The organism is Mesorhizobium sp. ISC11 (genome assembly GCF_037162595.1).
GTDB classification, from domain to species: domain Bacteria; phylum Pseudomonadota; class Alphaproteobacteria; order Rhizobiales; family Rhizobiaceae; genus Mesorhizobium; species Mesorhizobium ciceri.
This window is the reverse complement of the sequence record NZ_JAVSPW010000001.1, coordinates 5,541,716-5,564,272: the sequence shown is the minus strand read 5'-3', so window position 1 is coordinate 5,564,272 and position 22,557 is coordinate 5,541,716. Positions and strand designations below refer to the sequence as shown.

Below are 22,557 nucleotides of genomic sequence, written 5' to 3'. Positions count from 1 at the left end.
GATATGTCCGAGTGGTTGTCCCGGGAAGAGGCGCTGGAGAGACTCAAGGTGCGGGCGCAGACGCTGTACGCCTATGTCAGCCGTGGGCGCATCGGCATGCGGCCCGACCGCGCCGATCCGCGCCGCAGCCAGTACCGCGCCGACGATATCGCCGCACTGGCGACCCGCCGGGCGCGCGGCCGCAGCCCGTCAGTCATCGCCGAAAGCGCCATCGCCTGGGGCGAGCCCTCGATCGTAACGGCGATTTCGACCGTCTCGCACGGTCGGCTCATCTATCGCGGGCAGGACGCCGCAGTGCTCTCCGGGCACGCCACACTGGAAGAAGCCGCCGCCGTTCTGTGGGCTCTGCCGAAACCGGTGGCTTTCGAAGCACCATCGCCGGACGCACCCCATCAAGCTGGCCGAGCCTCGGCCTTTGCGCAACTTGCCGTGCTGGCCGGCCAGGGGCGCCCGTCGCTCGGGCGCAGCGCCGCCTCGCTGCATGCCGATGCCGCGCACGCGGTCGGCGTGCTGGCCGCCGCGCTGGGCGCACCGGTGGGGTCAAATCCCGTCCATCAGCGGCTTGCGCAGGACTGGTCGGTGGATGCCGGCCGCGCCGATGCGATCCGCCGTGCGCTTGTCCTGCTTGCCGATCATGAACTGAATGCGTCGACCTTCGCCGCGCGCGTCGCAGCCTCGACCGGCGCGCCGCTGGCCGCTTGCCTGCTGGCAGGGCTCGCGACGCTGTCAGGCCCACGCCATGGCGGCGCCGGCGAGGCGGTGATGCAACTGGCGGAGGATGCGGCGCGGCATGGCGCCGATGCGACGATCCGGCGCTGGCTCAGCCATGACCGGCCGCTGCCGGGGTTCGGTCATCAGCTCTATCCTGACGGCGACCCCCGCGGGGCGGCGCTGCTGTCGGTGATCGAGGTTGACGGCACACTATCGTCGCTGCGCGACGCTGCCTTTGCGGCGACCGGCGCGCTTCCCAACATCGACTTTGGGCTGGCCGCGCTGACGCGCAGCCTAGGCTTGCCGCGCGATGCACCGTTCCGCCTGTTCGCGCTCGCACGCAGCGTCGGCTGGGCCGCGCACACGGTCGAACAGATAACAAGCGGAAGTGTCATCCGGCCGCGCGGCCGCTATGAGGGCGTGCTGGTGTAAGGTCGCAAGAACGCCAGGCGCTCAGGACATCGTGTCGAGCTTGCGCTGCATGGCCGCGATCTGGTCCTTCAGTTCCTGAAGATCGTCGGGCTTGTCAGGCGTTTCCTTCCTGGCCGGCTCGGGCGACGTCGCAGCGGCTGGCGTGGACCCCGCAGGCGGGAACGGCGTGAACAGCCGCATCGCATTCTGGAACATTTCCATGTTGCGGCGTGTCTGTTCCTCCAGCGCCTTGATCGGCGTGGTGATCTTCATCATGTCGAGCGGCGACTTGCCGAGCGCCCCCTTCATCTGCTCGCGAAAACGCTCCTGCTCCTTGGAAAAGGCAAGCATCGACTGTTCGAGGAAGCTCGGGACGATCATCTGCATCTGGTCACCGTAATAAGCGATGAGCTGGCGCAGGAACGGGATCGGCAGCATGTTCTGCCCGTCCTTGTTCTCCAGTTCGAAGATGATCTGGGTCAACACCGGATGCGTGATGTCGTCGCCGGTCTTGGCGTCCTGGACGGTGAACTCCTCGCCCTTCTTGACCATCTCGGCGAGGTCCTCGAGCGTCACATAGGTGCTGGTGCCGGTGTTGTAGAGGCGGCGATTGGCGTATTTCTTGATGATGATCGGATCGTCTTTAGCGGCCATCTACATCCTCCCGGGGACACCGGCGCGCCTCTGAGTAAGCCGCCGATAACGATTGTGCCTTTTTTGAGGATATGCGCAAAAGCCTCACAATTCCAAGCAGTTTGTGCAGTGCGGGATCACTAAATGCTGCATGGCAGGCAAAATATGCTGCGCAGCAATGGACGAATGGCCGCCATGGCAAGGCATGGCCTGCTTGCGGCGCATGGGCGCCATGCCCATTTCCGGTTTGACTTGGGGTTGGGAAAGGGCAAGAAAAGTCCCCAACGACAGAGCAACACCCTTGAAGTCTGGAGAAGAAAATGTCCGCTTCCATCGTCATTGCCAGTGCGGCGCGCACGCCGGTCGGCTCCTTCAACGGCGCTTTCGCCGCCACCCCGGCGCATGAGCTCGGCGCCGTCGTCATCACGGAATTGCTGTCGCGTGCCGGCGTCGAACCAGGCGAGGTCGACGAGGTCATCCTCGGCCAGGTGCTGACCGCCGCGCAAGGCCAGAACCCGGCCCGCCAGGCATCGATCAATGCCGGCCTGCCCAAGGAAACCACCGCCTGGGGCCTCAATCAGGTTTGCGGCTCGGGCCTGCGCGCCATCGCGCTCGGCATGCAGCAGATCGCCATCGGCGATGCCAAGGTGATCGTCGCCGGAGGCCAGGAATCGATGTCGCTTTCGACGCATGCCCAGCACCTGCGCGCCGGCGTCAAGATGGGCGACTTCAAGCTGATCGACACCATGATCAAGGACGGGCTGTGGGACGCCTTCAACGGTTACCACATGGGCAACACAGCCGAAAACGTCGCGCGTCAGTTCCAGATCACCCGCGAAGACCAGGACCAGTTCGCGCTCGCCTCGCAAAACAAGGCCGAGGCCGCGCAGAAGGCCGGCAAGTTCAAGGACGAGATCGTCGCCGTCACCATCAAGGGCAAGAAGGGCGACACCATCGTCGACCAGGACGAATACATCCGCCACGGCGCCACGATCGACGCCATGACCAAGCTGAAACCGGCTTTCGACAAGGACGGCACGGTAACCGCCGCCAACGCCTCCGGCATCAATGACGGCGCCGCCGGCGCGCTGCTGATGAGCGAAGCGGAAGCGGTGAGGCGCGGCATCACCCCGCTGGCGCGCATCGTGTCCTGGGCAACCGCCGGCGTCGATCCGCAGATCATGGGCACCGGACCCATTCCCGCCTCGCGCAAGGCCTTGGAGAAGGCCGGCTGGTCGGTCGGCGATCTCGACCTGGTCGAGGCCAACGAAGCCTTTGCGGCGCAGGCCTGCGCCGTCAACAAGGACATGGGCTGGGATCCCTCGATCGTCAACGTCAATGGCGGCGCCATCGCCATCGGCCATCCGATCGGTGCGTCCGGCGCTCGCGTCTTCAACACGCTGGTCTTCGAAATGCGCCGGCGCGGCGCCAAGAAGGGTCTCGCTACCCTGTGCATCGGCGGCGGCATGGGCGTCGCCATGTGTGTCGAAGCACTCTGAAGAAAGTCACTAAAAGGGCGGCGTGCATGCATGTCGCCCAAAAGCGCGCAGCGGTTTTGGGAACACCGACATGCATAAAACCAAACATCTGAAGCGCATCGCCTGAATCTACCTCAGCGCGACGCGCTTTAGCCGCCCGTTCTGTATCCAGTGCCTGCCAAGCCCGACAACAGGGCGATATCAAAAAAGGGGAAATGCATGACCAAGGTAGCAATCGTCACAGGCGGATCGCGCGGCATCGGCGCGGCGATCTCGATCGCATTGAAGACCGTCGGCTATTCGGTTGCGGCGAACTATGCCGGCAATGACGCCGCAGCGGCGAAATTCAAGGCTGAGACCGGCATTCCGGTCTACAAATGGTCGGTCGCCGACTATGATGCCTGCGCCGCCGGCATCAAGCAGGTCGAGGCCGATCTCGGCCCGGTCTCGGTGCTGGTCAACAATGCCGGCATCACCCGCGACGCCATGTTCCACAAGATCACGCGCGAGCAGTGGAAAGAGGTCATCGACACCAACCTGTCCGGCGTCTTCAACATGACGCATCCGCTGTGGAGCGGGATGCGCGACCGCAAGTTCGGCCGCATCATCACCATCTCCTCGATCAACGGCCAGAAGGGCCAGGCCGGCCAGGTCAACTATTCCGCCGCCAAGGCCGGCGATATCGGTTTCAGCAAGGCTCTCGCCCAAGAGGGGGCGCGCGCCGGCATCACGGTCAACGTCATCTGTCCCGGCTATATCGCCACCGAGATGGTCAAGGCGATCGACGAGAAGGTGCTCAACGAGCGCATCATTCCCCAGATTCCTGTCGGCCGCCTCGGTGAGCCCGAGGAAATCGCGCGCTGCGTCGTCTTCCTCGCATCCGAAGATGCCGGCTTCATCACCGGCTCGACCATCACGGCCAATGGCGGCCAGTATTTCGCCTGACGACGGCGATGTAGGCGCAGAGATCGGCGGGCCGGCGCGCCGGCCCGTTTTTCGTTGGCGCCATGGTCCTTCGAAGTGACAGCACGGCTGCTGACCCAATCCGGCACGCAGAGGTTAACAGCGGCCCGGCCGGCCTGTGCGAAACCTGCTTCCAAGCCTGTGGATTCTCGGTGGATAAGCTGTTCACAACACAAGATATTGGGGTGAACAAAACGGGAAAATTCCGCCATCACTGATTCGTCGCCGATTCGTTCCGGCTTTGAGCTGAACGTTAACGACGACAGCCGGAATCCCCTGCCAATTGCTTAACGCAGATTAAGAAAGATCAACAATTTCATAACCTTGGTCGAGGCACGCCAAGCCATTGTGATCGTTTATCGGCAAAGGTTAATGGCAATGCCCTCTTAGCACGAAACGGGCCAGTTCAGCGATTCAGCATGTGGTGCGTGTCGTGGTCGCGAAATCCACATATAGCCGTGAACAAAAGCTGAATCTGCAGGAGTCACTGATTCGTCGCCGATTCGTTCCAGACTCGTTCTATCCGTTAATCCGCATCTGATTGAGAGCTTGACAGAACCACCTTCTGGCCGCCGACGGAACATTCCGCTTTCGCTTCGCGCCCGAAATCCCTATGTGTCGCCTGTCATACGCGCCCATTTGAGGCACGCTCCCGACAACCAGAGGCCAGAAGCCTTATCTCCAGGTCCCGGAAGCCTTATTCTAGGTTGATGAACATCCAGCCCAAACACACTGAGCCGCTGATCCTGTCGGGCCGCGACGTGACCGCCGTGCTCGGGCCGACCAACACCGGCAAGACCCATCTCGCCATCGAGCGCATGGTGGCGCATGAGAGTGGAATCATCGGCCTGCCGCTCAGGCTTCTGGCGCGCGAGGTCTACGCCCGCGTCTGCGAAAAGGTCGGCGCCCACAAGGTTGCGCTGATTACCGGCGAGGAAAAGATCCAGCCACCGGGCGCCAAATATTCGGTCTGCACCGTCGAGGCCATGCCGCGCGAGACCGACGCCGCCTTCGTCGCCATCGACGAGGTGCAGCTCGCCGGCGACCTCGAGCGCGGCCACATCTTCACCGATCGCATCCTGCACCTGCGCGGCCGCCAGGAAACGCTGCTGCTGGGCGCCGCCACCATGCAAAGTATCCTGCAGCGCCTGCTGAGGGGTGTCTCGGTGGTGACGCGGCCGAGGCTGTCGCATCTTGCCTACGCCGGCTCCAAGAAGCTGACCCGCCTGCCGCGGCGCACGGCGATCGTCGCCTTTTCCGCCGACGAGGTTTACGCCATCGCCGAGTTGATCCGCCGCCAGCAGGGCGGTGCCGCCGTCGTGCTCGGCGCGCTCTCGCCGCGCACCCGCAACGCCCAGGTGGCGCTGTTCCAGTCCGGCGATGTCGACTACCTCATCGCCACCGATGCCATCGGCATGGGTCTCAACCTCGATCTCGACCACGTCGCCTTCGCCCAGAATCGCAAGTTCGACGGCTTCCAGTACCGCAATCTGACGGCGGCCGAGCTTGGCCAGATCGCCGGCCGCGCCGGCCGGCATCTGCGCGACGGCACGTTCGGTGTCACCGGCCAGGTCGACCCGCTGGACGAGGATCTGATCAAGAAGATCGAAGGCCACGACTTCGACCCGGTGAAGGTGCTGCAATGGCGCACCGCACATTTCGACTTTGCCAGCCTCGACGCGCTGAAGCGCTCGATCGAAACCAACGCCCCGGTCGAGGGACTGACACGGGCATTGCCTGCCGTCGATGCACAGGCGCTCGAGCATCTGTCGCGCGACGAGGACATCCGCGCACTCACCACCAATGCCAAGCGCGTGGCGCTGCTGTGGGAAGCCTGCGCGCTGCCCGACTACCGCAGGATCGCGCCGGCCCAACATGCCGACCTCATTGCCTCGATCTACACGGACCTCGCACGCCACGGCCATGTCGACGAGAATTACATGGCCGAGCAGGTGCGCCGCGCCGACACAACAGAGGGCGACATTGATACGCTCTCGCATCGCATTGCCCAGATCCGCACCTGGACATTCGTGTCGAACCGGCCCGGCTGGCTGGCCGATCAGGCACACTGGCAGGAAAAGACGCGCGAAATCGAAGACAGATTGTCGGATGCGCTGCATGAGCGGTTGACGAAACGCTTCGTAGACCGCAGGACTTCCGTCCTCATGCGGCGCCTTAGAGAAAATACCATGCCTGAAGCCGAAATTAGTTCTACCGGAACCGTCCTTGTCGAAGGCCACCATGTCGGCGAGCTGCAAGGGTTCCGCTTCACCGCCGACCAGACCGCCGGCGGCGAAGACGCCAAGGCGGTGCGCACCGCTGCCCAGAAGGCGCTGGCCGCCGAGTTCGAGGCGCGCGCCGAACGCTTCGGCGCCTCGGCCAATGGCGATATCGCGCTCGGGTCGGATGGCACGCTGCGCTGGATCGGTGCGCCGATCGGCACGCTTGTATCAGGCGAAGACGCGCTGAAGCCGCGGCTGGTGCTGCTGGCCGACGAACAGCTGACCGGCCCGGCGCGCGACAAGGTCGCCGCGCGTGCCGAGCGTTTCGTCAATTTCCAGATCGAGTCGCTGCTGAAGCCGCTGGTCGACTTGAAAAATGCCGACCAGATTTCCGGCATCGGCCGTGGCATCGCCTTCCAGCTGGTCGAGAATTTCGGCCTCATCAACCGCCGCGACATCGCCGAGGAGATGAAGTCGCTCGACCAGGAAGGCCGCGCAGCCCTTCGCCGGCTTGGCGTGCGCTTCGGCGCCTACCATGTCTTCGTGCCGGCGCTGATCAAGCCGGCGCCTGCCGGGCTGGTGACGCTGCTGTGGGCGCTGAAGAACGACGGCAAGGACAAGCCAGGTTTTGGCGACGTGGTCCATGCGCTCGCCTCGGGTCGCACCTCGGTGGTCATCGACCCCGCCTTCGACAAGACCTTCTACAAGCTTGCCGGCTACCGCAATCTCGGCCGTCGCGCCGTGCGCATCGACATCCTGGAACGGCTGGCGGATCTGATCCGTCCGGCGACCAACTGGAAGCCCGGCCTCGGCCAGCGCCCGGACGGCGCCTATGACGGCCAGTCCTTCATGGTGACGCCGCCGATGATGTCGATCCTCGGCGCCACCGCGGACGACATGGAAGAGATCCTCAAAGGTCTCGGCTACCGTGCCGAGCCGAAGCCGGCCGTCGAGGTCAAGGCGCGGCTCGAAGCACAGGACAATGCCGCGCGCGAAGCAGCGATGGCGAAGCTTGCGGCGGAAGAGGCTGCACGAGCCGAGCAGACCAAGGCGGCGGACGCCGCAGCAGAGGCAGCAGTCGAAGGGTCGGAGCCGGCATCGGACGCAGTGGCCGTTTCGGAAACGGCGACCGAAATGACCTCCGACGCCGCGGCGGAACCTGCTGCGCCTGCCGTGGAAGAACAGGCGGACGCTCCGGTCGAAACCGTGCAAGACGAAGCGCCTGTTGCCGAGGCTGCTGCTGAACCGGAACCGGTTGAACCGCAGGCAGAGGCTGAAGCTGCCGAGACTGAAGCCGCAGCGGCAGAAGAAGTTGCACCGGCCGAGCTGGTGTCAAATGCCGCGCCGGCAACGGACGCCGCGCCGGACGAACCCGTGACGGTGACTGAAGCAGCCACCGGGGAATCCGCTCCGGAAGCCGAAGCGCCAAAACCCATCCTGTTGTGGCGTCAGGGTCGTTTCGAACAGCGCCCGCGCAACCGCGACGACAACCGCAGGAACAATCGCCCACGCAACGGACAAATGCGCGGCCGAAGCGATGCGCCTGCGAACGCCGGCGCACCGGCCGCCGCTGCACCCGGAGAGCGTCCGGCCCATGAAGGACGGCGCGATGGAGCCGGCAAGCCGCGCTTCGACCGCTCGAAGTTCAAACCCAAGCCGCAGGCCGAAGGCGAACAGCGACGTGACAGGCCGCAGGGCGAGCGTCCCGACCGCCGCGAAGGCCGTCCCGACTGGAAGGGTGGCAGGCCGGATGGCAAGGGTGGTCCGCAAGGCGGCAAGCCCGCCTTCCAGCCAAAGCCGCGCGAGGAGCGCCCGGTGCGTTTCGATCCGGATTCGCCCTTCGCCAAGCTCGCCGCTCTGCGCGACCAGTTGAAGAAGTAGAACCCGGCTCGCTTCGATGGTTGCCGAAGGCCGCCAGCGCATCGACAAATGGCTGTTCTTCTCCCGCGTCGTGAAATCGCGCTCGCTGGCGGCAAAACTGGTCGTCGCCGGCCGGGTCCGCATCAATCGCGACAAAGCAGCGCAGGCCTCAGATCAGGTCAAGCCGGGCGACGTCCTGACCATCACGCTCGAGCGGCGCATCTTCATCTGGAAGGTCCTCGGCGCGGGTGCGCGACGCGGCCCGGCCGAGGAAGCCCGTACGCTCTACGAGGATATGTCGCCACCGCCCGCACCGAAGGGCGAAGCCCCTCCCGATGCAATTCCGGGGCTGCGCGAGGCCGGCAGCGGCCGCCCGACCAAGAAGGAACGTCGCCAGACCGACCGATTGCTCGGCGAAGATTGATGCCTGGCGTCCAAAAACAGGCGGCGCTTGCCAGGATAACGACGTGTTTGAAGCAAAACTGAACCCGGCAAACAGGAAGCCCTGCATGAGGTCGCCGGCCTCTGGGGCGCCGGCTGCCTGGAATTCCATTTCGAAACGCTGATGCCGACAGGAATGGCTGCCCTTGCAAGCAGCGGCCAAAGGCGTTACCTGACGGAAAAAGCCCAACAAAATGGGACGTCCCGGAGCCGACCGATGACCTATGTCGTGACCGACAATTGCATCAAATGCAAATACATGGACTGCATCGAGGTCTGTCCGGTCGATTGTTTCTACGAAGGCGAGAACATGCTCGTCATCCATCCCGACGAGTGCATCGACTGCGGTGTTTGCGAGCCGGAATGCCCGGCCGACGCGATCAAGCCCGACACCGAGCCCGGCCTCGACAAATGGCTGCAGGTCAACACTGAATACGCCGAGAAATGGCCCAACATCACCGCCAAGAAGGAACCGCCGGCAGACGCGAAATCCTTCGACGGCGAGGCCGGCAAGTTCGAGAAATACTTCTCCGCCGAGCCCGGCGAAGGCGATTGACAATACGGCCGCAAAGGCCGGTATTACGCAGGGTAAGAGGCACGTCACATTAACCGGCTTGACAGCCGGCGCCGGGTTGTGGCCTTCGCGTATGCAGCAAAACCTTGATTCTTCCGACTTTTTGTGTTACATCAGCGAAACATGCCGGTGACACAACGTCGATTTATGGCGCAGACGCCCCAAATCACTGAAAGGTGAAAATCCCATTCGGACCAGAGCGATCTGGGCCAGGCGGTCGCGATGTTGCGGTTTGCCGGTCCGGCTTTTCCGATGGGTTCATCTGTTGTGCGGCTAACGGTCGGTTTCTCCGATCGCGCGAGTTCGGGCCGGCAGGACGCCGGTACCACAACAAGGAGTTCAGTGCGCAATGGCAACGATCACCCCGCAGAAGAAGTCCACCGCTGCGCGTCACGGTTTCAAGACCGGCGAGTACATCGTCTACCCGGCGCATGGCGTCGGCCAGATCGTCTCGATCGACGAGCAGGAAGTTGCTGGACACAAGCTGGAACTGTTCGTCATCGACTTCTCGAAGGACAAGATGCGCCTGAAGGTGCCGGTCGCCAAGGCGACCTCCATCGGCATGCGCAAGCTGTCGGAAGAGGATTATGTCGAGCGCGCGCTGAAGGTCGTGCAGGGCCGCGCCCGCGTCAAGCGCACCATGTGGTCGCGCCGCGCCCAGGAATATGATGCGAAGATCAATTCGGGCGACCTGATCTCGATCTCGGAAGTCGTGCGTGACCTCTACCGCGCCGACAACCAGCCGGAGCAGTCCTATTCCGAGCGTCAGCTCTACGAGGCGGCGCTCGACCGCATGGCCCGCGAGATCGCGGCCGTCAACCGCATGTCGGAAACCGAAGCCGTGCGCCTGATCGAGGTCAACCTCAACAAGGGCCCTAAGCGTGGCGCCAAGGCCGACAATGAAGAGGCCGAGCAGGAAGAAGCTGCCTGATCTTTCTCACCTTTCGAGAAATCCTGCGTGAAACGATTGGAGGCTCCGGTTTGACCGGGGCCTCTTTTGCTTTCGGGCGGCAGCTTCGATGTTGGTAGGCCTTGCGCATCAGCGTGCTGCATCGCGGCTTGCCGGCGCACCGAGCCGTCGAGCGCGCGTTTTCGTTTTAACGTGTGTCGCCACTTATCGCCTTGCCGCCAAAGCAGACCGCGGCAATGGTCTCGCGCAATTCCTCGTCGGCGATCGGCTTGTGCAGGATGCGGCTGCCGCTGGCGCTGATCTCCTTGAGGCGCGCCGGCGACGTATCGCCAGTAATGATGATGGTCGGGACAAGCCGGCCGATATGGGCGTGAAGCGCACGGATCGCGTCGGTGCCGGTGGTGTCATTCTCGAGACGGTAGTCTGCGATGATCAGGTCGACCGGCGCATCGCCGGCAGCCAGCGCCGCCGTATGGGCCTCCTGCGCCTCTGCGGCGGAGCGGCCGGGATAGACACGATGTCCCTCCAGGCTGAGCAAGCGCACCATGGCATCGAGAACGTCGCCCTCGTCCTCGACCACCATGATGCCGGCGGCACTGCTGGCCGGCGATGTCGTGTCTACCTCCAAGCGAGCTTGCACCGCGCCGGCCTTCGCGACGGTGATGGAAAACAGGGAACCGCGCCCGGACGTCGAAGCCAATTTCAGGGGGTGCCCCAACAGCTCGGCGGTGCGGCGAACGATGGCGAGCCCGAGTCCCAAGCCTTGCGTGCGGTCCCGCGCCGGGTTCTGCAACTGCACGAACTCCTCGAAGACCATCCCCTGCTGATCGGCGGGGATGCCGGGGCCGCTGTCGAGGACCTGTATCTCCACACATGCGCCGCGCCGGCGACAGCCCAGCAGGACACCACCTTGCTTGGTGTAGCGAAGGGCATTCGAGACCAGGTTGTTGAGGATGCGCTTCAACATCATCGGGTCGCTGTCGACGTAGAGACTGCTGTCTACCACGCGCCACGTAAGTCCGCGTTGTTTTGCCTCGGCGGCGAATTCATTGCGAAGATCACCAAAGAGGTCGCGCAGCGGCACCGCCTCGCTCGTGACCGTGACGATGCCCGCATCGAGCCGCGAGATATCGAGCAAAGCGTTGAGCAGCCCACTGAAGTTGCTGACAACCGATTTCGCCCGGCTGGCCAGATCGCGCGCCTCGCCGGAGGGTACGTCGCCGCGCTGCCCCAATATGGCAAGCGTCGAGACGCCAGAAAACGCGTCTTGGCACGGTCGGCGGTCTGCGCCCTGTCGCGTTCCTCTTGCAGGTGCTCGACCAGCGTTTCGTTCTCCAGTCGCAGGCTGACGGTTTCGCGCAGCATGCGGTAGGTGATACGGCAGTAGTAGAAATTGATCGCCACCAGCGATGCGAGCAGGAACAGGAAGGCGCCGGAAATATCGCTTTGGGTGGTCAAGCAGCGCAAGGCGACCGGCACCACCGTGGCCAGGATGGAACCGACCAGCGCCGGCGGAAAGGCCGACAGCGACGGCACCGTACCGCAGACGAGACCAGTCAGGACGATGACCGTGAAGGACAGCACGATCGGCGCCTCGGGCATAAAGCCGACCCAGCCAAGCACCCCCCACAGAAGGCCCGACATACAGGAAAACGCCGTGGCCAGCCATGCCCAGCGCAAGATCGAGCCGCGATCCCTTGAGCGGCTGGAAAAACGGCGCGACGCCAGCACCCGGACAGCCGTCAGCAGATACAGCGCCGCCAGCCAGCCGGTCAGCCAATTGGCGGAAACGGCCGTTCTCAGAACATAGACCGCCGCCATCGAGATCACGATGTTGGAGATGACCACGCCGTAGGAATTGCGATACAGGAGTTCGACCAGGGCCTGGCGTATCTTGTCTTCCTGCATCGAATCCCTCCAATTGTCCCAAGTAATTCTCCGGCCGGTCTTCCCTGTACCGTTGATCTACCGGCAACCTGTTTCGCATAAGTTGGCGATCGATCCATATACGCCGCTGCAGCCCTGGATGGTGCCCCGATGAACCGCTCGCTCACCGCCATACTCGCCGACGACCATGCCATCGTGCGCGAGGGGCTGAAGCTGCTTATCTCGGCTATGGACAATGTCTCGGTCGTCGCCGAGGCTGCGGATGGCGAGGCGCTGCTTGGCCAGCTGCGAAGCACGCGCGCCGACCTTTTGATCCTCGACCTCGGCATGCCGGGTGTGGCCGGGATGCAGTTTATCGCCACCATCAGGACCTTGGCGCCACGCCTGCGGATCGTGGTGCTGACGGCCAATGTCGAGCCGAGGACAGTACGCGCCGCGCTCAGCGCCGGCGCCAACGCCTACCTGACCAAGGATGGCGATCCCGAGGAACTCGGCGCTGCCATCGAAGCGGTCAAGAACGGAGGCACCTATCTGGCGAAAACCGTTCGCTTCGCGGTCAGCGATATAGGCAGGGACAGCGAGCCGATGGCCGCGCAGGAAATCCTGTCCCCGGTACCGCTGACGCGGCGCGAACGGCAGATCCTTCAACTGGTGGCGCAAGGCATGATCACGCGCGACATCGCCGAACGACTGGGCATCAGCCTGCCGACCGCTCGCAAACATCGCGAAAATCTGATGGGCAAGCTCAGTCTCCACAACACCGCCGAACTGACCGCCTACGCGGTTCGTCTGGGATTGCCCACCGGCTGATATCGCAGCCGCTACAATGGGCGACCCGGCAACGTCCCCTTAACCATCGGCAGATTAGCCAAACCCGATCATCATCCAAATACGGCATCCGTCGTATGTTTTCGGCCTGCCCCCCGGCCTACTCCTCCCACGGTTTGATCATGGGAGGAGCTGTCATGCCATCGCTGGATCTCTGGATTCCGTTCGCCCTCGCAACGCTCGCCTTCGCCTGCATGCCAGGACCGGCGATTCTCTACATGACAGCGCAGACGCTGGCCCATGGCCGTCAGGCGGGATTGATGGCGGCGCTGGGTGTCCATCTTGGTTGTTACGTGCACATCCTGGCCGCGGCGGTCGGGCTCGCCGCACTGATGGAACACGCGCCGGTCGCTTTCTTGGTGATCCGATGGGCGGGCGCCGCATATCTCATTTCGCTGGGCCTTGCCATGTTCCTGGGCTGGAACCGGATGGGTGAGGATGGTGCCAGGCCGGCCCCGAATACATTTCGCGACAGCATGGTCGTCGAGATCCTCAATCCCAAGACGGCACTGTTCTTCCTGACCTTCCTGCCGCAGTTCGTGGATCCGTCAGCCGGCATGGCCGTCGGGTTGCAGTTCCTCATCCTCGGCATCATCGTCAATCTCATCTTCTCGATGGCCGACCTTGCGGCGGTCGGCATCGCCTCGCTCGCCGTTGGCCGGTTCACTGGCGCCGGATGGGTGATCCCCAAGACATGCGGCTCGATCCTCATCGGACTTGGCGTGGCGCTCGTCAGCCATCATATCTGAACCTGCAAATGAAGAGCTGCGATTTCGAGGGAGATCTGACGGTGAAATTTCAGCGGCTGCTGGCGGCAAGGCCCGATATGCCGAAGGATGGCTGACGGCCTGCTCGCGCATCCGGCAAGATATACCGGAACCGGAGCGCCTTCGGGGCCATCGCCCGAATTCTACAGACCCTAGGCCGCGCCTACCCGCCGCCGCCTTCCTTCTCAGCCTCCTGCTTCAGCGTCGCAATGAACCGCTTCGTCCGTTGCTGCTCCGGATTGTTGAACAGCACCGCGGCCGGTCCCTTCTCGACGACGACGCCGGCATCGAGGAACACCACTTCCTTGGCAATCTTGGAGGCGAGGCGCAGATCATGCGTCGCCATCACCATGGTCGTGCCTTCACTGGCGAGCTTGCCAAGCACGTCGACCACCTCTTGCGCCAGTTCCGGGTCGAGTGCCGAGGTCGGCTCGTCGCAGAGCAGCACTTTCGGCGACGGCGCCAAGGCGCGGGCGATCGCCACGCGCTGCTGCTGGCCGCCCGACAGCGTCGCCGGCCAGGCGTCGGCCTTGTGCGCCATCCCCACCTTCTCCAGCAGAGCCAGCGCCCGCTCGCGTGCCCTCTCAGGCGCCCATTTCAGCACCGTCACCAGCCCTTCCATGACGTTCTCGATCGCGGTGCGATGCGGAAACAGCTGGAAGTTCTGGAACACCATGCCGGTCTGCAGCCGCAGGCGCTGGATATCCCTGGCCGGAACCCTGCCACCAGGATGGAATTCGAGCGTCTCGTCGCCGATGCGCACCGTGCCCGAGGTCGGGATCTCCAGGAGGTTGATGCAGCGCAGCAGGGTGCTCTTTCCCCCGCCCGACGGGCCGACCAGCGCCGTGACGCTGCCTTCGGCAATGGTGACCGTCACGCCCTTCAACACGAGATTGTCGCCAAAGCGCTTTTCGATGTTGCTGAGGCCGATCATGAGCGTGCCTCCAGGAAGCCGCCATAGCGGTTGAGCCGGGTCTCCAGCCGCGTCTGCAAGGCCGACAGCACCGAACTCAGCGCCAGATAGAGGATCGCCGCCTCGACATAGAGGATCAGCGGCTCATAGGTGGTGGCGACGATGCGCTGCGCCGCCTGGAACATCTCCGGCACGGTGATGGCGGCGGCCAGCGACGTATCCTTGACCAATGAGATAAAGGTGTTGGAAAGCGGAGGCACCGCGACCCGGCCGGCTTGCGGCAGGATGGTGCGCCGCATCGCCTGGCTCCAGGTCATGCCGATCGAATAGGCCGCTTCCCACTGGCCCTTCGGCACCGAGCCTATGGCCGCGCGGATAATTTCCGACGTGTAGGCGCCGATGTTGAGCGTGAAGCCGATCAACGCCGCCGTGAAGGCGTCGAGCAGGATACCGACCGACGGCAGGCCGTAGAAGATAAGGAACAGCTGCACCAGCAGCGGCGTGCCGCGGAAGATCCAGACATAGAAGCGCACCAGCGCGACCAGCGGTTTCGGACCAAACAGCCGGGCAAGCGCCGCACCCAACCCAACGGTCAGCCCAAGGACGAAGGACAACAGCGTCAGCGGCACGGTGAAGATCAGCGCCGCCCACAACAGCGAAGGCAGCGACTCCAGCATCAGTTGCAGCCAGTGCGGCACGTAACATCCTCCAAATAAGTCGAGGCTTCGTCGAGGCGCGACATATCACGACAAAAGCGGCGGACCGTCAAAGACGGCTCGCCGCTCGATATGTCCTGTGGGCCGCGGAGCGGCCCGCCTATAGATTACTTCGAAACGTCCTGGCCGAAATAGGTGTCGGAGATTTTCTTATAGGTGCCGTCGGCCTTGATGTCGGCCAGCGCCTTGTTGATCGCCGCGACCAGCTCCGGATCGCCCTTGCGCACGATGACGCCGGAATAGTCGGCGTTTTCCTCTTGCGCGGCGATCTTCACATTGGCGTCGGGCTTGTGCTTCTTGAAGTCGAGGAACGACAGGCTGTCATTGATCGTGGCGTCGGCACGGCCTGTCAGAAGCAGCTGGATCGATTGGTCGAAGCCATCGGTGCCGACCAGCTCGGCGCCGTTCGTTTCGGCCAGCTTGCCGAAATTCGAGGTCAGCGACTGCGCCGACTTCTTGCCCTTGAGATCGGCAAAGGTCTTGATGTCTGTGTTGTCGCCGCGCACGATCAGCACCGCCTTGGAGGCGATGTAAGGATCGGAGAAGTCGTACTTGGCCTTGCGGGCATCGGTGATGCCGACCTCGTTGATGACGGCGTCATAGCGATTGGCGTCGAGGCCGGCGATCAGCCCGTCCCACTTGCCTTCGAGGAATTCGACCTTGACGCCGAGCTTGTCGGCGATCGCCTTGGCGATTTCGACGTCGAAACCGACCAGCGCGCCCGAAGTGTCATGATAGGTGAATGGCGCATAAGTGCCTTCCGTGCCGACCTTGATGACCCCGGCCTGCTTGATCTGGTCGAGATTGGCGCCGGCATGGCCTGCGGTGACAGCCAAGGCCTGCAGCGTTCCGGCGATGATGAGCGACTTGAGCCATTTCATTTTTCTGTGATCCCGTTCTTGGCCGGCCGACCGGCATATTGTGAGCGCTGGAAACTGACAGATGCAAGCCGAAAAAATAAGGAACAGAATTCCAAAAACAACCGGTTTCTGAAATCGGATACTCAAACTGGCGCTTTCCAGCCGACACCAGAACTGTCGCGGATCATCCCCGGAGCCCGTCGGGCAACACAATCCCGCAGCCACGGTCGCGGAACCTTTCCCGCGCATGGCAGTTCTGGCTGTTCTAGGGCACGACGCCGCCATTTCAACCCAGGCGCCAGCCAAGTTTGCAAAGTCATCCGCACCACCCAGGGAGCGCCTCATGATGGAAGACACGGCAGGACGGATCATGGTCCGCGCGGCAATGAAGGCTCCCTACCTCGAACGTGACGAAGAGCATCGGCTTGCATTGCTCTGGAAAGAGGACAACGACCAGAACGCGCTGCACAGCATCACCGTCGCGCATATGCGGCTGGTCATTTCCATGGCCTCCAAATTCCGCCATTACGGCCTGCCGCTCGGCGACCTGGTCCAGGAAGGTCATGTCGGACTGCTCGAGGCCGCCGCCCGCTTCGAGCCGGAGCGCGAGGTGCGGTTCTCGACCTATGCGACATGGTGGATCCGGGCCTCGATGCAGGACTACATCCTGCGCAACTGGTCGATCGTGCGTGGCGGCACCAGCTCGGCGCAGAAGGCGCTGTTCTTCAACCTGCGACGCCTGCGCGCGCGGCTGGCGAATGGCGCCGAGCCACTATCAAACGCAACGCTCTATCGCGAAGTATCGGAAGCACTCGGCGTCTCCGAAGCCGACGTGGCGATGATGGATTCGCGGCTGTCGGCTCCCGACTCCTCACTCAACATGCCGGTTGCCGACGATGCGGGTTCGACCGAGCGCATGGACTTCCTGGTCTCGGACGATCCGCTGCCCGACGAGATCGTCGGCGACAAGATCGATGTCGCGCGCCGCTCGCTCTGGCTGAGGGAGGCGCTTCGCGCGCTCAACGCACGGGAGTTGAGGATCATCGAGGAACGCCGGCTTAACGACGAGGGCGCGACGCTGGAAGCGCTCGGCGAAACCCTCGGCATCTCCAAGGAACGCGTCCGCCAGATCGAGGCCCGCGCCATGGAAAAGCTGAAGGTCGCGTTGGTGAAGCAGAATCCGGAGTTCATGGCGACTGCCGCCTGAACGGCGGCAGGCGTCCGCAGGTGCCTACTTGTCCGTGACGATCTTGACCTTGTCGCCGGCCGAAACCGCGGCACCAGGCGACAGCGCGTTGAGGACGCGGAACAGGTCGAGCTTACGGTCGACGCCGACCATCTGCGCCGAAAGCGAACCCATCGTCTGCCCAGGCTGGACAGTGACGACGCGGATGCGCAGCGGCTTCAGCGCCGCCTTTTCGGCGGCACTCAAGATCCGGAACGAGCCGCTGACCGAGCGGGCGATTGTGTCCAGCGACGTGCTGGCCGAAGGGGCCGCGGTCAGCAGCCGATAAACCTGGCCGCCGGCGCGGATCACCGCAATGTCGAACTGCCAGCCTTCGGCGCCGGCATGCGCGGTCGCTGCCTCGTTGCCGTTGATGGTTTCCTGCCTGACGCTGCTGTCGACGAGACCAGCCACCCAGCCGCTGCGGATATAGTCCGTCAGCGCCCGGTTCTTGTCGATCGACACGCCATCAAAACGGATCGCTATGTCGCCGGGGCCGGTGGCCGTCACCGCTGCCGCCGAATTGTCGATGATGAAGCCGTCCGGTACCGTGAACGAAACGCCAAGGCCCGGATGCAGGAAGGTTTCGCCGCGCACATAGCCTTCTTCCGGCGTGTCGCCATAGAGCAGGCCGTCTATGCCGGCGAGGAAGGAATCGCGGTCGCGCGTGCCGACGCCCGGCGCGCCGAACTGGCGGGCATGGCGCTGCGCCAGATCGATGCGCTGCGGCGTATTGGGGTGCGTGGCCAGGAAATCGAGGCTGGCGTCGGTGGCGCCGCTGATCGAGCGGAAATCCGTGTAGGCCGACATCGATTGCAGGAAGCGGCCGGCGGCGAAAGGATCATAGCCGGCCTCGCCGATCGACTTGATGCCGATGGCGTCGGCTTCCAGCTCCTGGTTGCGCGAGAATTGCGCGAGCCTCAGCTTGCCGCGGATCAACGCCGCCTTGGCGGTCGGGCTGTCGCCGAGCACATCGGAAACCACCTTGGTCGCCAGGCCTTCCTCTGCCTCGAGTTGCTGGCGCTGCAAGCCGTGATTGGCGGTGACGTGGCCCATCTCATGCGCGATGACAGCGGCAAGCTCGGCCGAATCATTGGCCAGCGCCAGGAGGCCGCGCGTGATGTAGAGATAGCCGCCCGGCAGCGCGAAGGCATTGACATTGGGCGAATTCAAAATGGTGATGCGATAGGTCTGTGTCGGGTTGGCGGACACCACCGTCAAACTACCGACCACCTTGGCGACCATGCGCTCGAGCTTGGGATCGGAATATTCGCCGCCATAGGTCGCCAGGATGCGCGGATGCTGCGCCCTGGCCAATTCGGCGAGCTTGTTGTTGGCGCCGACATTGTCCACCGTGATCGGCTTGTCGGAAGGCTGGAAGCCGGATTCCTGAACTTCCGGCGGCGTGAACATCTGGCAGCTTGCCAACGCCACGGCAAAGCCGGCCAGCGCGAGGAAGCGCGCCAGCGGTTTCATTCCCAATGTGTTAGCGCCGATCGCCAGAACGGCTTCCTTTCGGGTCCCGGCACATGACATTGAAAATCGGGGACGATCTTCAGAATGCTCACGTGCCATATCTCAAACTGCTGCAGCATCCGCGGCCCGTCCCAGGGGCGGGCGCCGGATACTGCAGGCAAATCACGGCCTGTGCCGGACCGGTAGGGCGGACCTAGCCACACTCCCCCGGTCATGGCAAGCAAACGCCACATCGCCTGGAGCCGGTTTGACCGTAAATTATGTCCGCTTCCGGGCAACATCGCGTGATGTGGAATATCCGGCACCCGCGCCGATATAGCGCCGGAACGCCTCCGGACCAGCCCCGGCAAAGAAATCATCAGCCTTGCCGGTCGCAGCGACCAACCCATTGTCGACAAACACCATATGCTCGCCGATGCGGCGTGCATCCTCCGGCTGGTGGGTGACGAACAGCACTGTCATGGCGCGTTCGGCATGAACGGCGGCAACCAGATCCAGCATCTCGTCGCGCAAAGCCGGTCCGAGCGAAGCGAAGGGCTCGTCGAGCAGCAACACCGGTCGGTCGCGCACCAGCACGCGGGCCAGGGCGACGCGCTGGCGTTCGCCCCCCGAGAGCTCGCGCGGCAGGCGTTTCTCCTTGCCCGCAAGACCGGTGCGCGCAAGCGCCTCGGCGACCGCGGCGCGGTCCGCCTCGGTCAGCCGCAGGGATGGCGAGCGGCCGAGCCCGACATTCTGCTCGACGGAAAGATGCGCGAAGAGATTGTTCTCCTGGAACACCATCGACACTGGCCGCGCCGAGGCCGGCTCGGCGCTGACATCGACACCGCCGATCAGCACGCGGCCCGACCGTGGGGTCTCGAAGCCGGCGACCAGATTGAGCAGCGTCGACTTGCCCGAACCGCTCGGCCCCATGATGGCGGTGATCGTCGCCGCGGCAAACTCGACATCGAAAACAAGCGGCGCCTCGCCATAGCTGCCATAGCTGAACGACACTTTGTCCAGCCGCACCGGCGCGCCCTTCGCGAGCCCGTTGGCCGCCTTTTCACGCATCACGGACCTCCTCCCTTCCCAGCCAGTGCGCCGCCACGATCAACGCGAGACAGACGAGGCCGAGCAGCAGTGCGAGGCCGGCGGCATCCTCGGTGCGGTAGCTGCCCATCCGAGCCAGAAGAAGGTAGGGCAATGTCTGCACGGAATCACCGCCGAACAAGGCAATGACACCGAGATCGCCGAGCGACAGCGCCATGGCGAAAGCGAAGGCCGTGGCGAGCGGTCGCCGCAGCGACGGCCAGTCGACCAGCATCAGCCGGTTCCAGCCCGCAATGCCGAGCTGTGCACAGAGCCGTTCGTGACGCTCGCTCGCTGCATCATAGGCGGGACGCACGGCGCGGAGCGCAAACGGCATCGCCATCACCGCGTTGACGGTGACGACCATGACCGGGGCGAGGGCGAAGACATCGCCGACATGGCGCAACAACAGGAACCAGCCGGCGCCGACGACGATCGGCGGCACGACCAGGACAAAGCCGGCGCCGGTATCGGCGGCATGTTCGAGCAGTGTCTTGCGGCCAGTCCGGCTGTTCAGCGCCAGTGCCCGCCGCGCCATGGTCAGCGCCAGCGACAGCATCACCGAAAGCAGCGCCGACAGGAAGGCGAGCGCCGCGCTGGTCAGCGTTGCCTGCCGGACAGTGGCCTCGCCGGCCAAGCGGGCGAGATCGGCACTCAATCCGGCCATCACGGTTGCCGCCATCGGCCCGACAACGAACAGCAGCGCCAGGACGATGAGTAGCGCGTTCAACCAGGTCTCGCTCCGATTGACCGAGAGATAGCGGCGTTGCGCGACCGGCAAATTGGTGTCGCCGACCACATTGGCGCCTAGCCGCGTCAGTGCCAGCACCACGATAAAGGTCAAGGCGATCTGCAGCAGCGTCAGTGCAACGGCCCGTGCGGGATCGAAATCGAAGCGCAGCGCCTGGTAGATGCCGACCTCAAGCGTTGTCGCGGCCGGCCCGCCGCCGAGCGTCAGCACGATCGTGAAGGATGTGATGCAGAGCATGAACACAAGCCCGGCGACGCCGGGCAGTGCGGCGCGCAGCGTTGGCCATTCGATCAGCCGGAACGCCGGCCGCGCCGCCATGCCGAGCTGGCTCGCCAGCCGCCATTGGTCGGCCGGTATGGTCTGCAGCGCCTCGAGGAACAGCCGCGTCGCCAGCGGCAGGTTGAAGAAGACATGGGCGACGAGAATGCCGGACAGGCCATAGATGCCCGGCCAGCTTCCGCCGCCGATAACGGCAAGCACGCCGGCGAAGTAGCCGGCACGGCCATAAAGCGCCAGGATGCCGAGCGCTGCAACGATGGCCGGCAGCGCCAACGGCACGGCGAAGATCTGCAGGATGAAGGCGCGGCCGAAGAAACGTGGATGCCGCGACAGAGCGCGCGCCACAAACAGCCCCGGGATGACCGAAAGCAGCGTCGACAGGACCGCTTGCCAGAGCGTGAAGCGAATGACGCGAAGCAGATAGGGATCGAAGGCTGCCCAGGCGCCCGAGAAATCATGGGCGCCCTCGAAAAGCAGGCCGGCAAACGCGCCGCCGATCAGCAGCGCGATTGCAGCGAGCGCTACAATGCCGGCACTGACGCGGGAATCCGTGGAATGCGCCGGCGCCATCGCGCTGCCTACTTGCTCATCGCCGCCAGCCATTCATCGACCCAGGCCTTGCGGTTGGCAGAGACCTCTTGCGGGCTGAACAGCAAGGTCTTCGTTGGCTTGACCAGTTTGTCGAAGGCCGAATTGAGCGGCTTGTCGGTCTTGCCTGCCGGGAACATCCAGTTGGTCTCGGGGATGGCATCCTGGAATTTCGGCCCGGTCATGAAGGCCATGAACTTGGCCGCCAGCGGATTCTTGGCTCCTGTCGTGGTGATACCCGCCACCTCGATCTGCAGATACTCGCCCTCCTCGAAGGAGGCCGCCTGGTAGCGCTCCGTGTTCTCGGCGACCATGTGGTAGGCTGGCGACGTCGTGTAGGACAGCACCATCGGCGCCTCGCCCTTGGTGAACAGCCCATAGGCCTCGCTCCAGCCCGGCGTCACGGTCAGCACCTTGGCCTTGAGCTTGGCCCAGGCCTCGGGTGCCTTGTCGCCATAGACCGACTTGACCCAAAGAAGCAGGCCGAGGCCTGGCGTCGAGGTGCGCGGATCCTGGATGACGATCTTGTCGTTGGCACTGCCTTCGATCAGCTCCTTCAGGCTCTTCGGCGGCGTCTTCATCTTCTGCGTGTCGTAGACGACAGCGAAATAGCCGTAGTCGAAGGGGACAAAAGTGTCGTCGCTCCAGCCGCCCGGCACATTGACATCCGTCACCGCGCCATGCGGCGCGAACAAGCCTGACGCCTTGGCATCGGCGGTGAGATTGGTATCCAGGCCAAGCACGATATCGGCCTTGGTCGATGCGCCTTCCAATCTGACGCGGTTGAGCAGCGCGACGCCATCGGCGACCGAGACGAAGTCGACGTCGCAGCCGCATTCGGCCTCGAACTCCTTCTTCACCACGGGACCCGGACCCCAGTCGGCGGTGAAACTCTCATAGGTGTAGACGGTGAGCTTGTCCTTGGCCAAGGCGGGCCCGGACAAGGCCACGACCGTTGCTGAAACAAGAGCGTATAAAAGCGTGCGCATCGGCGCC

Annotated in this window: 21 protein-coding genes; 10 read left to right on the top strand and 11 right to left on the bottom strand. The window is 63.9% G+C overall.

What is annotated here, in order from left to right:
• Window positions 1-3 precede the first annotated feature (3 nt).
• Window positions 4-1,143, top strand: a complete 1,140-nt coding sequence (locus tag RPF88_RS26860) for a citrate synthase (RefSeq protein ID WP_337123492.1) — start codon at window positions 4-6, stop codon at window positions 1,141-1,143.
• Between the two features lie 21 nt (window positions 1,144-1,164).
• Here the strand turns inward: RPF88_RS26860 and phaR are convergent, their stop codons facing one another.
• Window positions 1,165-1,776 (bottom strand): polyhydroxyalkanoate synthesis repressor PhaR, encoded by a 612-nt coding sequence (gene phaR / locus RPF88_RS26855; RefSeq protein WP_013529185.1) that lies wholly within the window; start codon window positions 1,774-1,776, stop codon window positions 1,165-1,167.
• A gap of 84 nt (window positions 1,777-1,860) precedes the next feature.
• Window positions 1,861-1,989, bottom strand: coding sequence for a hypothetical protein (locus RPF88_RS26850; RefSeq protein WP_255337222.1), 129 nt, complete (start codon window positions 1,987-1,989; stop codon window positions 1,861-1,863).
• Window positions 1,990-2,075: 86 nt separating this feature from the next.
• On the opposite strand from RPF88_RS26850, the gene RPF88_RS26845 reads away from it, so the two are divergent.
• From RPF88_RS26845 to RPF88_RS26820, 6 genes are all read left to right on the top strand, one after another.
• Window positions 2,076-3,254 (top strand): acetyl-CoA C-acetyltransferase, encoded by a 1,179-nt coding sequence (locus RPF88_RS26845; protein ID WP_024502944.1) that lies wholly within the window; start codon window positions 2,076-2,078, stop codon window positions 3,252-3,254.
• Window positions 3,255-3,452: 198 nt separating this feature from the next.
• Complete coding sequence (gene phbB, locus RPF88_RS26840) at window positions 3,453-4,178, top strand: acetoacetyl-CoA reductase (RefSeq protein ID WP_013529183.1); 726 nt, start codon at window positions 3,453-3,455, stop codon at window positions 4,176-4,178.
• 728 nt (window positions 4,179-4,906) lie between these two features.
• Entirely contained in the window at window positions 4,907-8,299 is a 3,393-nt protein-coding gene (locus RPF88_RS26835) for a helicase-related protein (protein ID WP_337123491.1), read from the top strand.
• A gap of 16 nt (window positions 8,300-8,315) precedes the next feature.
• Entirely contained in the window at window positions 8,316-8,702 is a 387-nt protein-coding gene (locus RPF88_RS26830) for an RNA-binding S4 domain-containing protein (protein WP_013529181.1), read from the top strand.
• A 234-nt stretch (window positions 8,703-8,936) separates the two neighbouring features.
• Window positions 8,937-9,275 carry a ferredoxin FdxA gene (gene fdxA / locus RPF88_RS26825; RefSeq protein ID WP_013529180.1) on the top strand — a complete coding sequence of 113 codons (339 nt, stop codon included), beginning with the start codon at window positions 8,937-8,939 and terminating at the stop codon, window positions 9,273-9,275.
• Between the two features lie 367 nt (window positions 9,276-9,642).
• Window positions 9,643-10,224, top strand: a complete 582-nt coding sequence (locus tag RPF88_RS26820) for a CarD family transcriptional regulator (protein WP_013529179.1) — start codon at window positions 9,643-9,645, stop codon at window positions 10,222-10,224.
• Between the two features lie 166 nt (window positions 10,225-10,390).
• Here RPF88_RS26820 and RPF88_RS26815 read toward each other — a convergent pair whose 3' ends face one another.
• The gene (locus RPF88_RS26815; protein ID WP_337123914.1) at window positions 10,391-11,170 is read right to left on the bottom strand and encodes a hybrid sensor histidine kinase/response regulator; all 780 of its coding nucleotides are present in this window, start codon (window positions 11,168-11,170) and stop codon (window positions 10,391-10,393) included.
• 32 nt (window positions 11,171-11,202) lie between these two features.
• Window positions 11,203-12,111: a hypothetical protein gene (locus RPF88_RS26810; protein WP_337123490.1), complete on the bottom strand. Its 909-nt coding sequence runs from the start codon at window positions 12,109-12,111 to the stop codon at window positions 11,203-11,205.
• Window positions 12,112-12,240: 129 nt separating this feature from the next.
• Here RPF88_RS26810 and RPF88_RS26805 point away from each other — a divergent pair, with 129 nt between their 5' ends.
• Together RPF88_RS26805 and RPF88_RS26800 are read left to right on the top strand one after the other, a co-directional pair.
• Window positions 12,241-12,900: a response regulator transcription factor gene (locus tag RPF88_RS26805; RefSeq protein ID WP_337123489.1), complete on the top strand. Its 660-nt coding sequence runs from the start codon at window positions 12,241-12,243 to the stop codon at window positions 12,898-12,900.
• Between the two features lie 155 nt (window positions 12,901-13,055).
• Complete coding sequence (locus RPF88_RS26800) at window positions 13,056-13,667, top strand: LysE family translocator (RefSeq protein ID WP_024502939.1); 612 nt, start codon at window positions 13,056-13,058, stop codon at window positions 13,665-13,667.
• 181 nt (window positions 13,668-13,848) lie between these two features.
• Here the strand turns inward: RPF88_RS26800 and RPF88_RS26795 are convergent, their stop codons facing one another.
• The 3 genes from RPF88_RS26795 to RPF88_RS26785 form a co-directional block, all read right to left on the bottom strand.
• The gene (locus tag RPF88_RS26795) at window positions 13,849-14,619 is read right to left on the bottom strand and encodes an amino acid ABC transporter ATP-binding protein (protein WP_013529175.1); all 771 of its coding nucleotides are present in this window, start codon (window positions 14,617-14,619) and stop codon (window positions 13,849-13,851) included.
• On the bottom strand, window positions 14,616-15,296 hold the full coding sequence (locus RPF88_RS26790; protein ID WP_013529174.1) for an amino acid ABC transporter permease: 681 nt from the start codon (window positions 15,294-15,296) through the stop codon (window positions 14,616-14,618). Before RPF88_RS26790 ends, RPF88_RS26795 begins: the two co-directional genes overlap by 4 nt.
• 125 nt (window positions 15,297-15,421) lie before the next feature.
• On the bottom strand, window positions 15,422-16,195 hold the full coding sequence (locus RPF88_RS26785) for an amino acid ABC transporter substrate-binding protein (RefSeq protein ID WP_013529173.1): 774 nt from the start codon (window positions 16,193-16,195) through the stop codon (window positions 15,422-15,424).
• A gap of 322 nt (window positions 16,196-16,517) precedes the next feature.
• Here RPF88_RS26785 and RPF88_RS26780 point away from each other — a divergent pair, with 322 nt between their 5' ends.
• A complete protein-coding gene (locus tag RPF88_RS26780) occupies window positions 16,518-17,381 on the top strand; it encodes an RNA polymerase factor sigma-32 (protein ID WP_027162506.1) in 864 nt (287 codons plus the stop codon).
• A gap of 24 nt (window positions 17,382-17,405) precedes the next feature.
• Here RPF88_RS26780 and RPF88_RS26775 read toward each other — a convergent pair whose 3' ends face one another.
• The 4 genes from RPF88_RS26775 to thiB all read right to left on the bottom strand — a co-directional run bounded on the left by RPF88_RS26775 (window position 17,406) and on the right by thiB (window position 22,550).
• A complete protein-coding gene (locus RPF88_RS26775) occupies window positions 17,406-18,875 on the bottom strand; it encodes a M48 family metalloprotease (protein WP_024502938.1) in 1,470 nt (489 codons plus the stop codon).
• 258 nt (window positions 18,876-19,133) lie between these two features.
• Window positions 19,134-19,925, bottom strand: a complete 792-nt coding sequence (thiQ, locus tag RPF88_RS26770; RefSeq protein ID WP_027162507.1) for a thiamine ABC transporter ATP-binding protein — start codon at window positions 19,923-19,925, stop codon at window positions 19,134-19,136.
• A complete protein-coding gene (gene thiP, locus RPF88_RS26765) occupies window positions 19,918-21,543 on the bottom strand; it encodes a thiamine/thiamine pyrophosphate ABC transporter permease (protein WP_337123913.1) in 1,626 nt (541 codons plus the stop codon). Before thiP ends, thiQ begins: the two co-directional genes overlap by 8 nt.
• Window positions 21,544-21,551: 8 nt before the next feature.
• Complete coding sequence (gene thiB / locus RPF88_RS26760) at window positions 21,552-22,550, bottom strand: thiamine ABC transporter substrate binding subunit (protein ID WP_337123488.1); 999 nt, start codon at window positions 22,548-22,550, stop codon at window positions 21,552-21,554.
• Window positions 22,551-22,557: the final 7 nt, after the last annotated feature.

Bases quoted from the DNA above. Each gene is read 5' to 3' on its own strand.
- RPF88_RS26860 (WP_337123492.1), top strand. From the start codon at position 4: ATGTCCGAGTGGTTGTCCCGGGAAGAGGCGCTGGAGAGACTCAAGGTG.
- phaR (WP_013529185.1), bottom strand. From the start codon at position 1,776: ATGGCCGCTAAAGACGATCCGATCATCATCAAGAAATACGCCAATCGC.
- RPF88_RS26850 (WP_255337222.1), bottom strand. From the start codon at position 1,989: ATGGCGCCCATGCGCCGCAAGCAGGCCATGCCTTGCCATGGCGGCCAT.
- RPF88_RS26845 (WP_024502944.1), top strand. From the start codon at position 2,076: ATGTCCGCTTCCATCGTCATTGCCAGTGCGGCGCGCACGCCGGTCGGC.
- phbB (WP_013529183.1), top strand. From the start codon at position 3,453: ATGACCAAGGTAGCAATCGTCACAGGCGGATCGCGCGGCATCGGCGCG.
- RPF88_RS26835 (WP_337123491.1), top strand. From the start codon at position 4,907: ATGAACATCCAGCCCAAACACACTGAGCCGCTGATCCTGTCGGGCCGC.
- RPF88_RS26830 (WP_013529181.1), top strand. From the start codon at position 8,316: ATGGTTGCCGAAGGCCGCCAGCGCATCGACAAATGGCTGTTCTTCTCC.
- fdxA (WP_013529180.1), top strand. From the start codon at position 8,937: ATGACCTATGTCGTGACCGACAATTGCATCAAATGCAAATACATGGAC.
- RPF88_RS26820 (WP_013529179.1), top strand. From the start codon at position 9,643: ATGGCAACGATCACCCCGCAGAAGAAGTCCACCGCTGCGCGTCACGGT.
- RPF88_RS26815 (WP_337123914.1), bottom strand. From the start codon at position 11,170: ATGTTGAAGCGCATCCTCAACAACCTGGTCTCGAATGCCCTTCGCTAC.
- RPF88_RS26810 (WP_337123490.1), bottom strand. From the start codon at position 12,111: ATGCAGGAAGACAAGATACGCCAGGCCCTGGTCGAACTCCTGTATCGC.
- RPF88_RS26805 (WP_337123489.1), top strand. From the start codon at position 12,241: ATGAACCGCTCGCTCACCGCCATACTCGCCGACGACCATGCCATCGTG.
- RPF88_RS26800 (WP_024502939.1), top strand. From the start codon at position 13,056: ATGCCATCGCTGGATCTCTGGATTCCGTTCGCCCTCGCAACGCTCGCC.
- RPF88_RS26795 (WP_013529175.1), bottom strand. From the start codon at position 14,619: ATGATCGGCCTCAGCAACATCGAAAAGCGCTTTGGCGACAATCTCGTG.
- RPF88_RS26785 (WP_013529173.1), bottom strand. From the start codon at position 16,195: ATGAAATGGCTCAAGTCGCTCATCATCGCCGGAACGCTGCAGGCCTTG.
- RPF88_RS26780 (WP_027162506.1), top strand. From the start codon at position 16,518: ATGATGGAAGACACGGCAGGACGGATCATGGTCCGCGCGGCAATGAAG.
- RPF88_RS26775 (WP_024502938.1), bottom strand. From the start codon at position 18,875: ATGAAACCGCTGGCGCGCTTCCTCGCGCTGGCCGGCTTTGCCGTGGCG.
- thiQ (WP_027162507.1), bottom strand. From the start codon at position 19,925: ATGCGTGAAAAGGCGGCCAACGGGCTCGCGAAGGGCGCGCCGGTGCGG.
- thiP (WP_337123913.1), bottom strand. From the start codon at position 21,543: ATGGCGCCGGCGCATTCCACGGATTCCCGCGTCAGTGCCGGCATTGTA.
- thiB (WP_337123488.1), bottom strand. From the start codon at position 22,550: ATGCGCACGCTTTTATACGCTCTTGTTTCAGCAACGGTCGTGGCCTTG.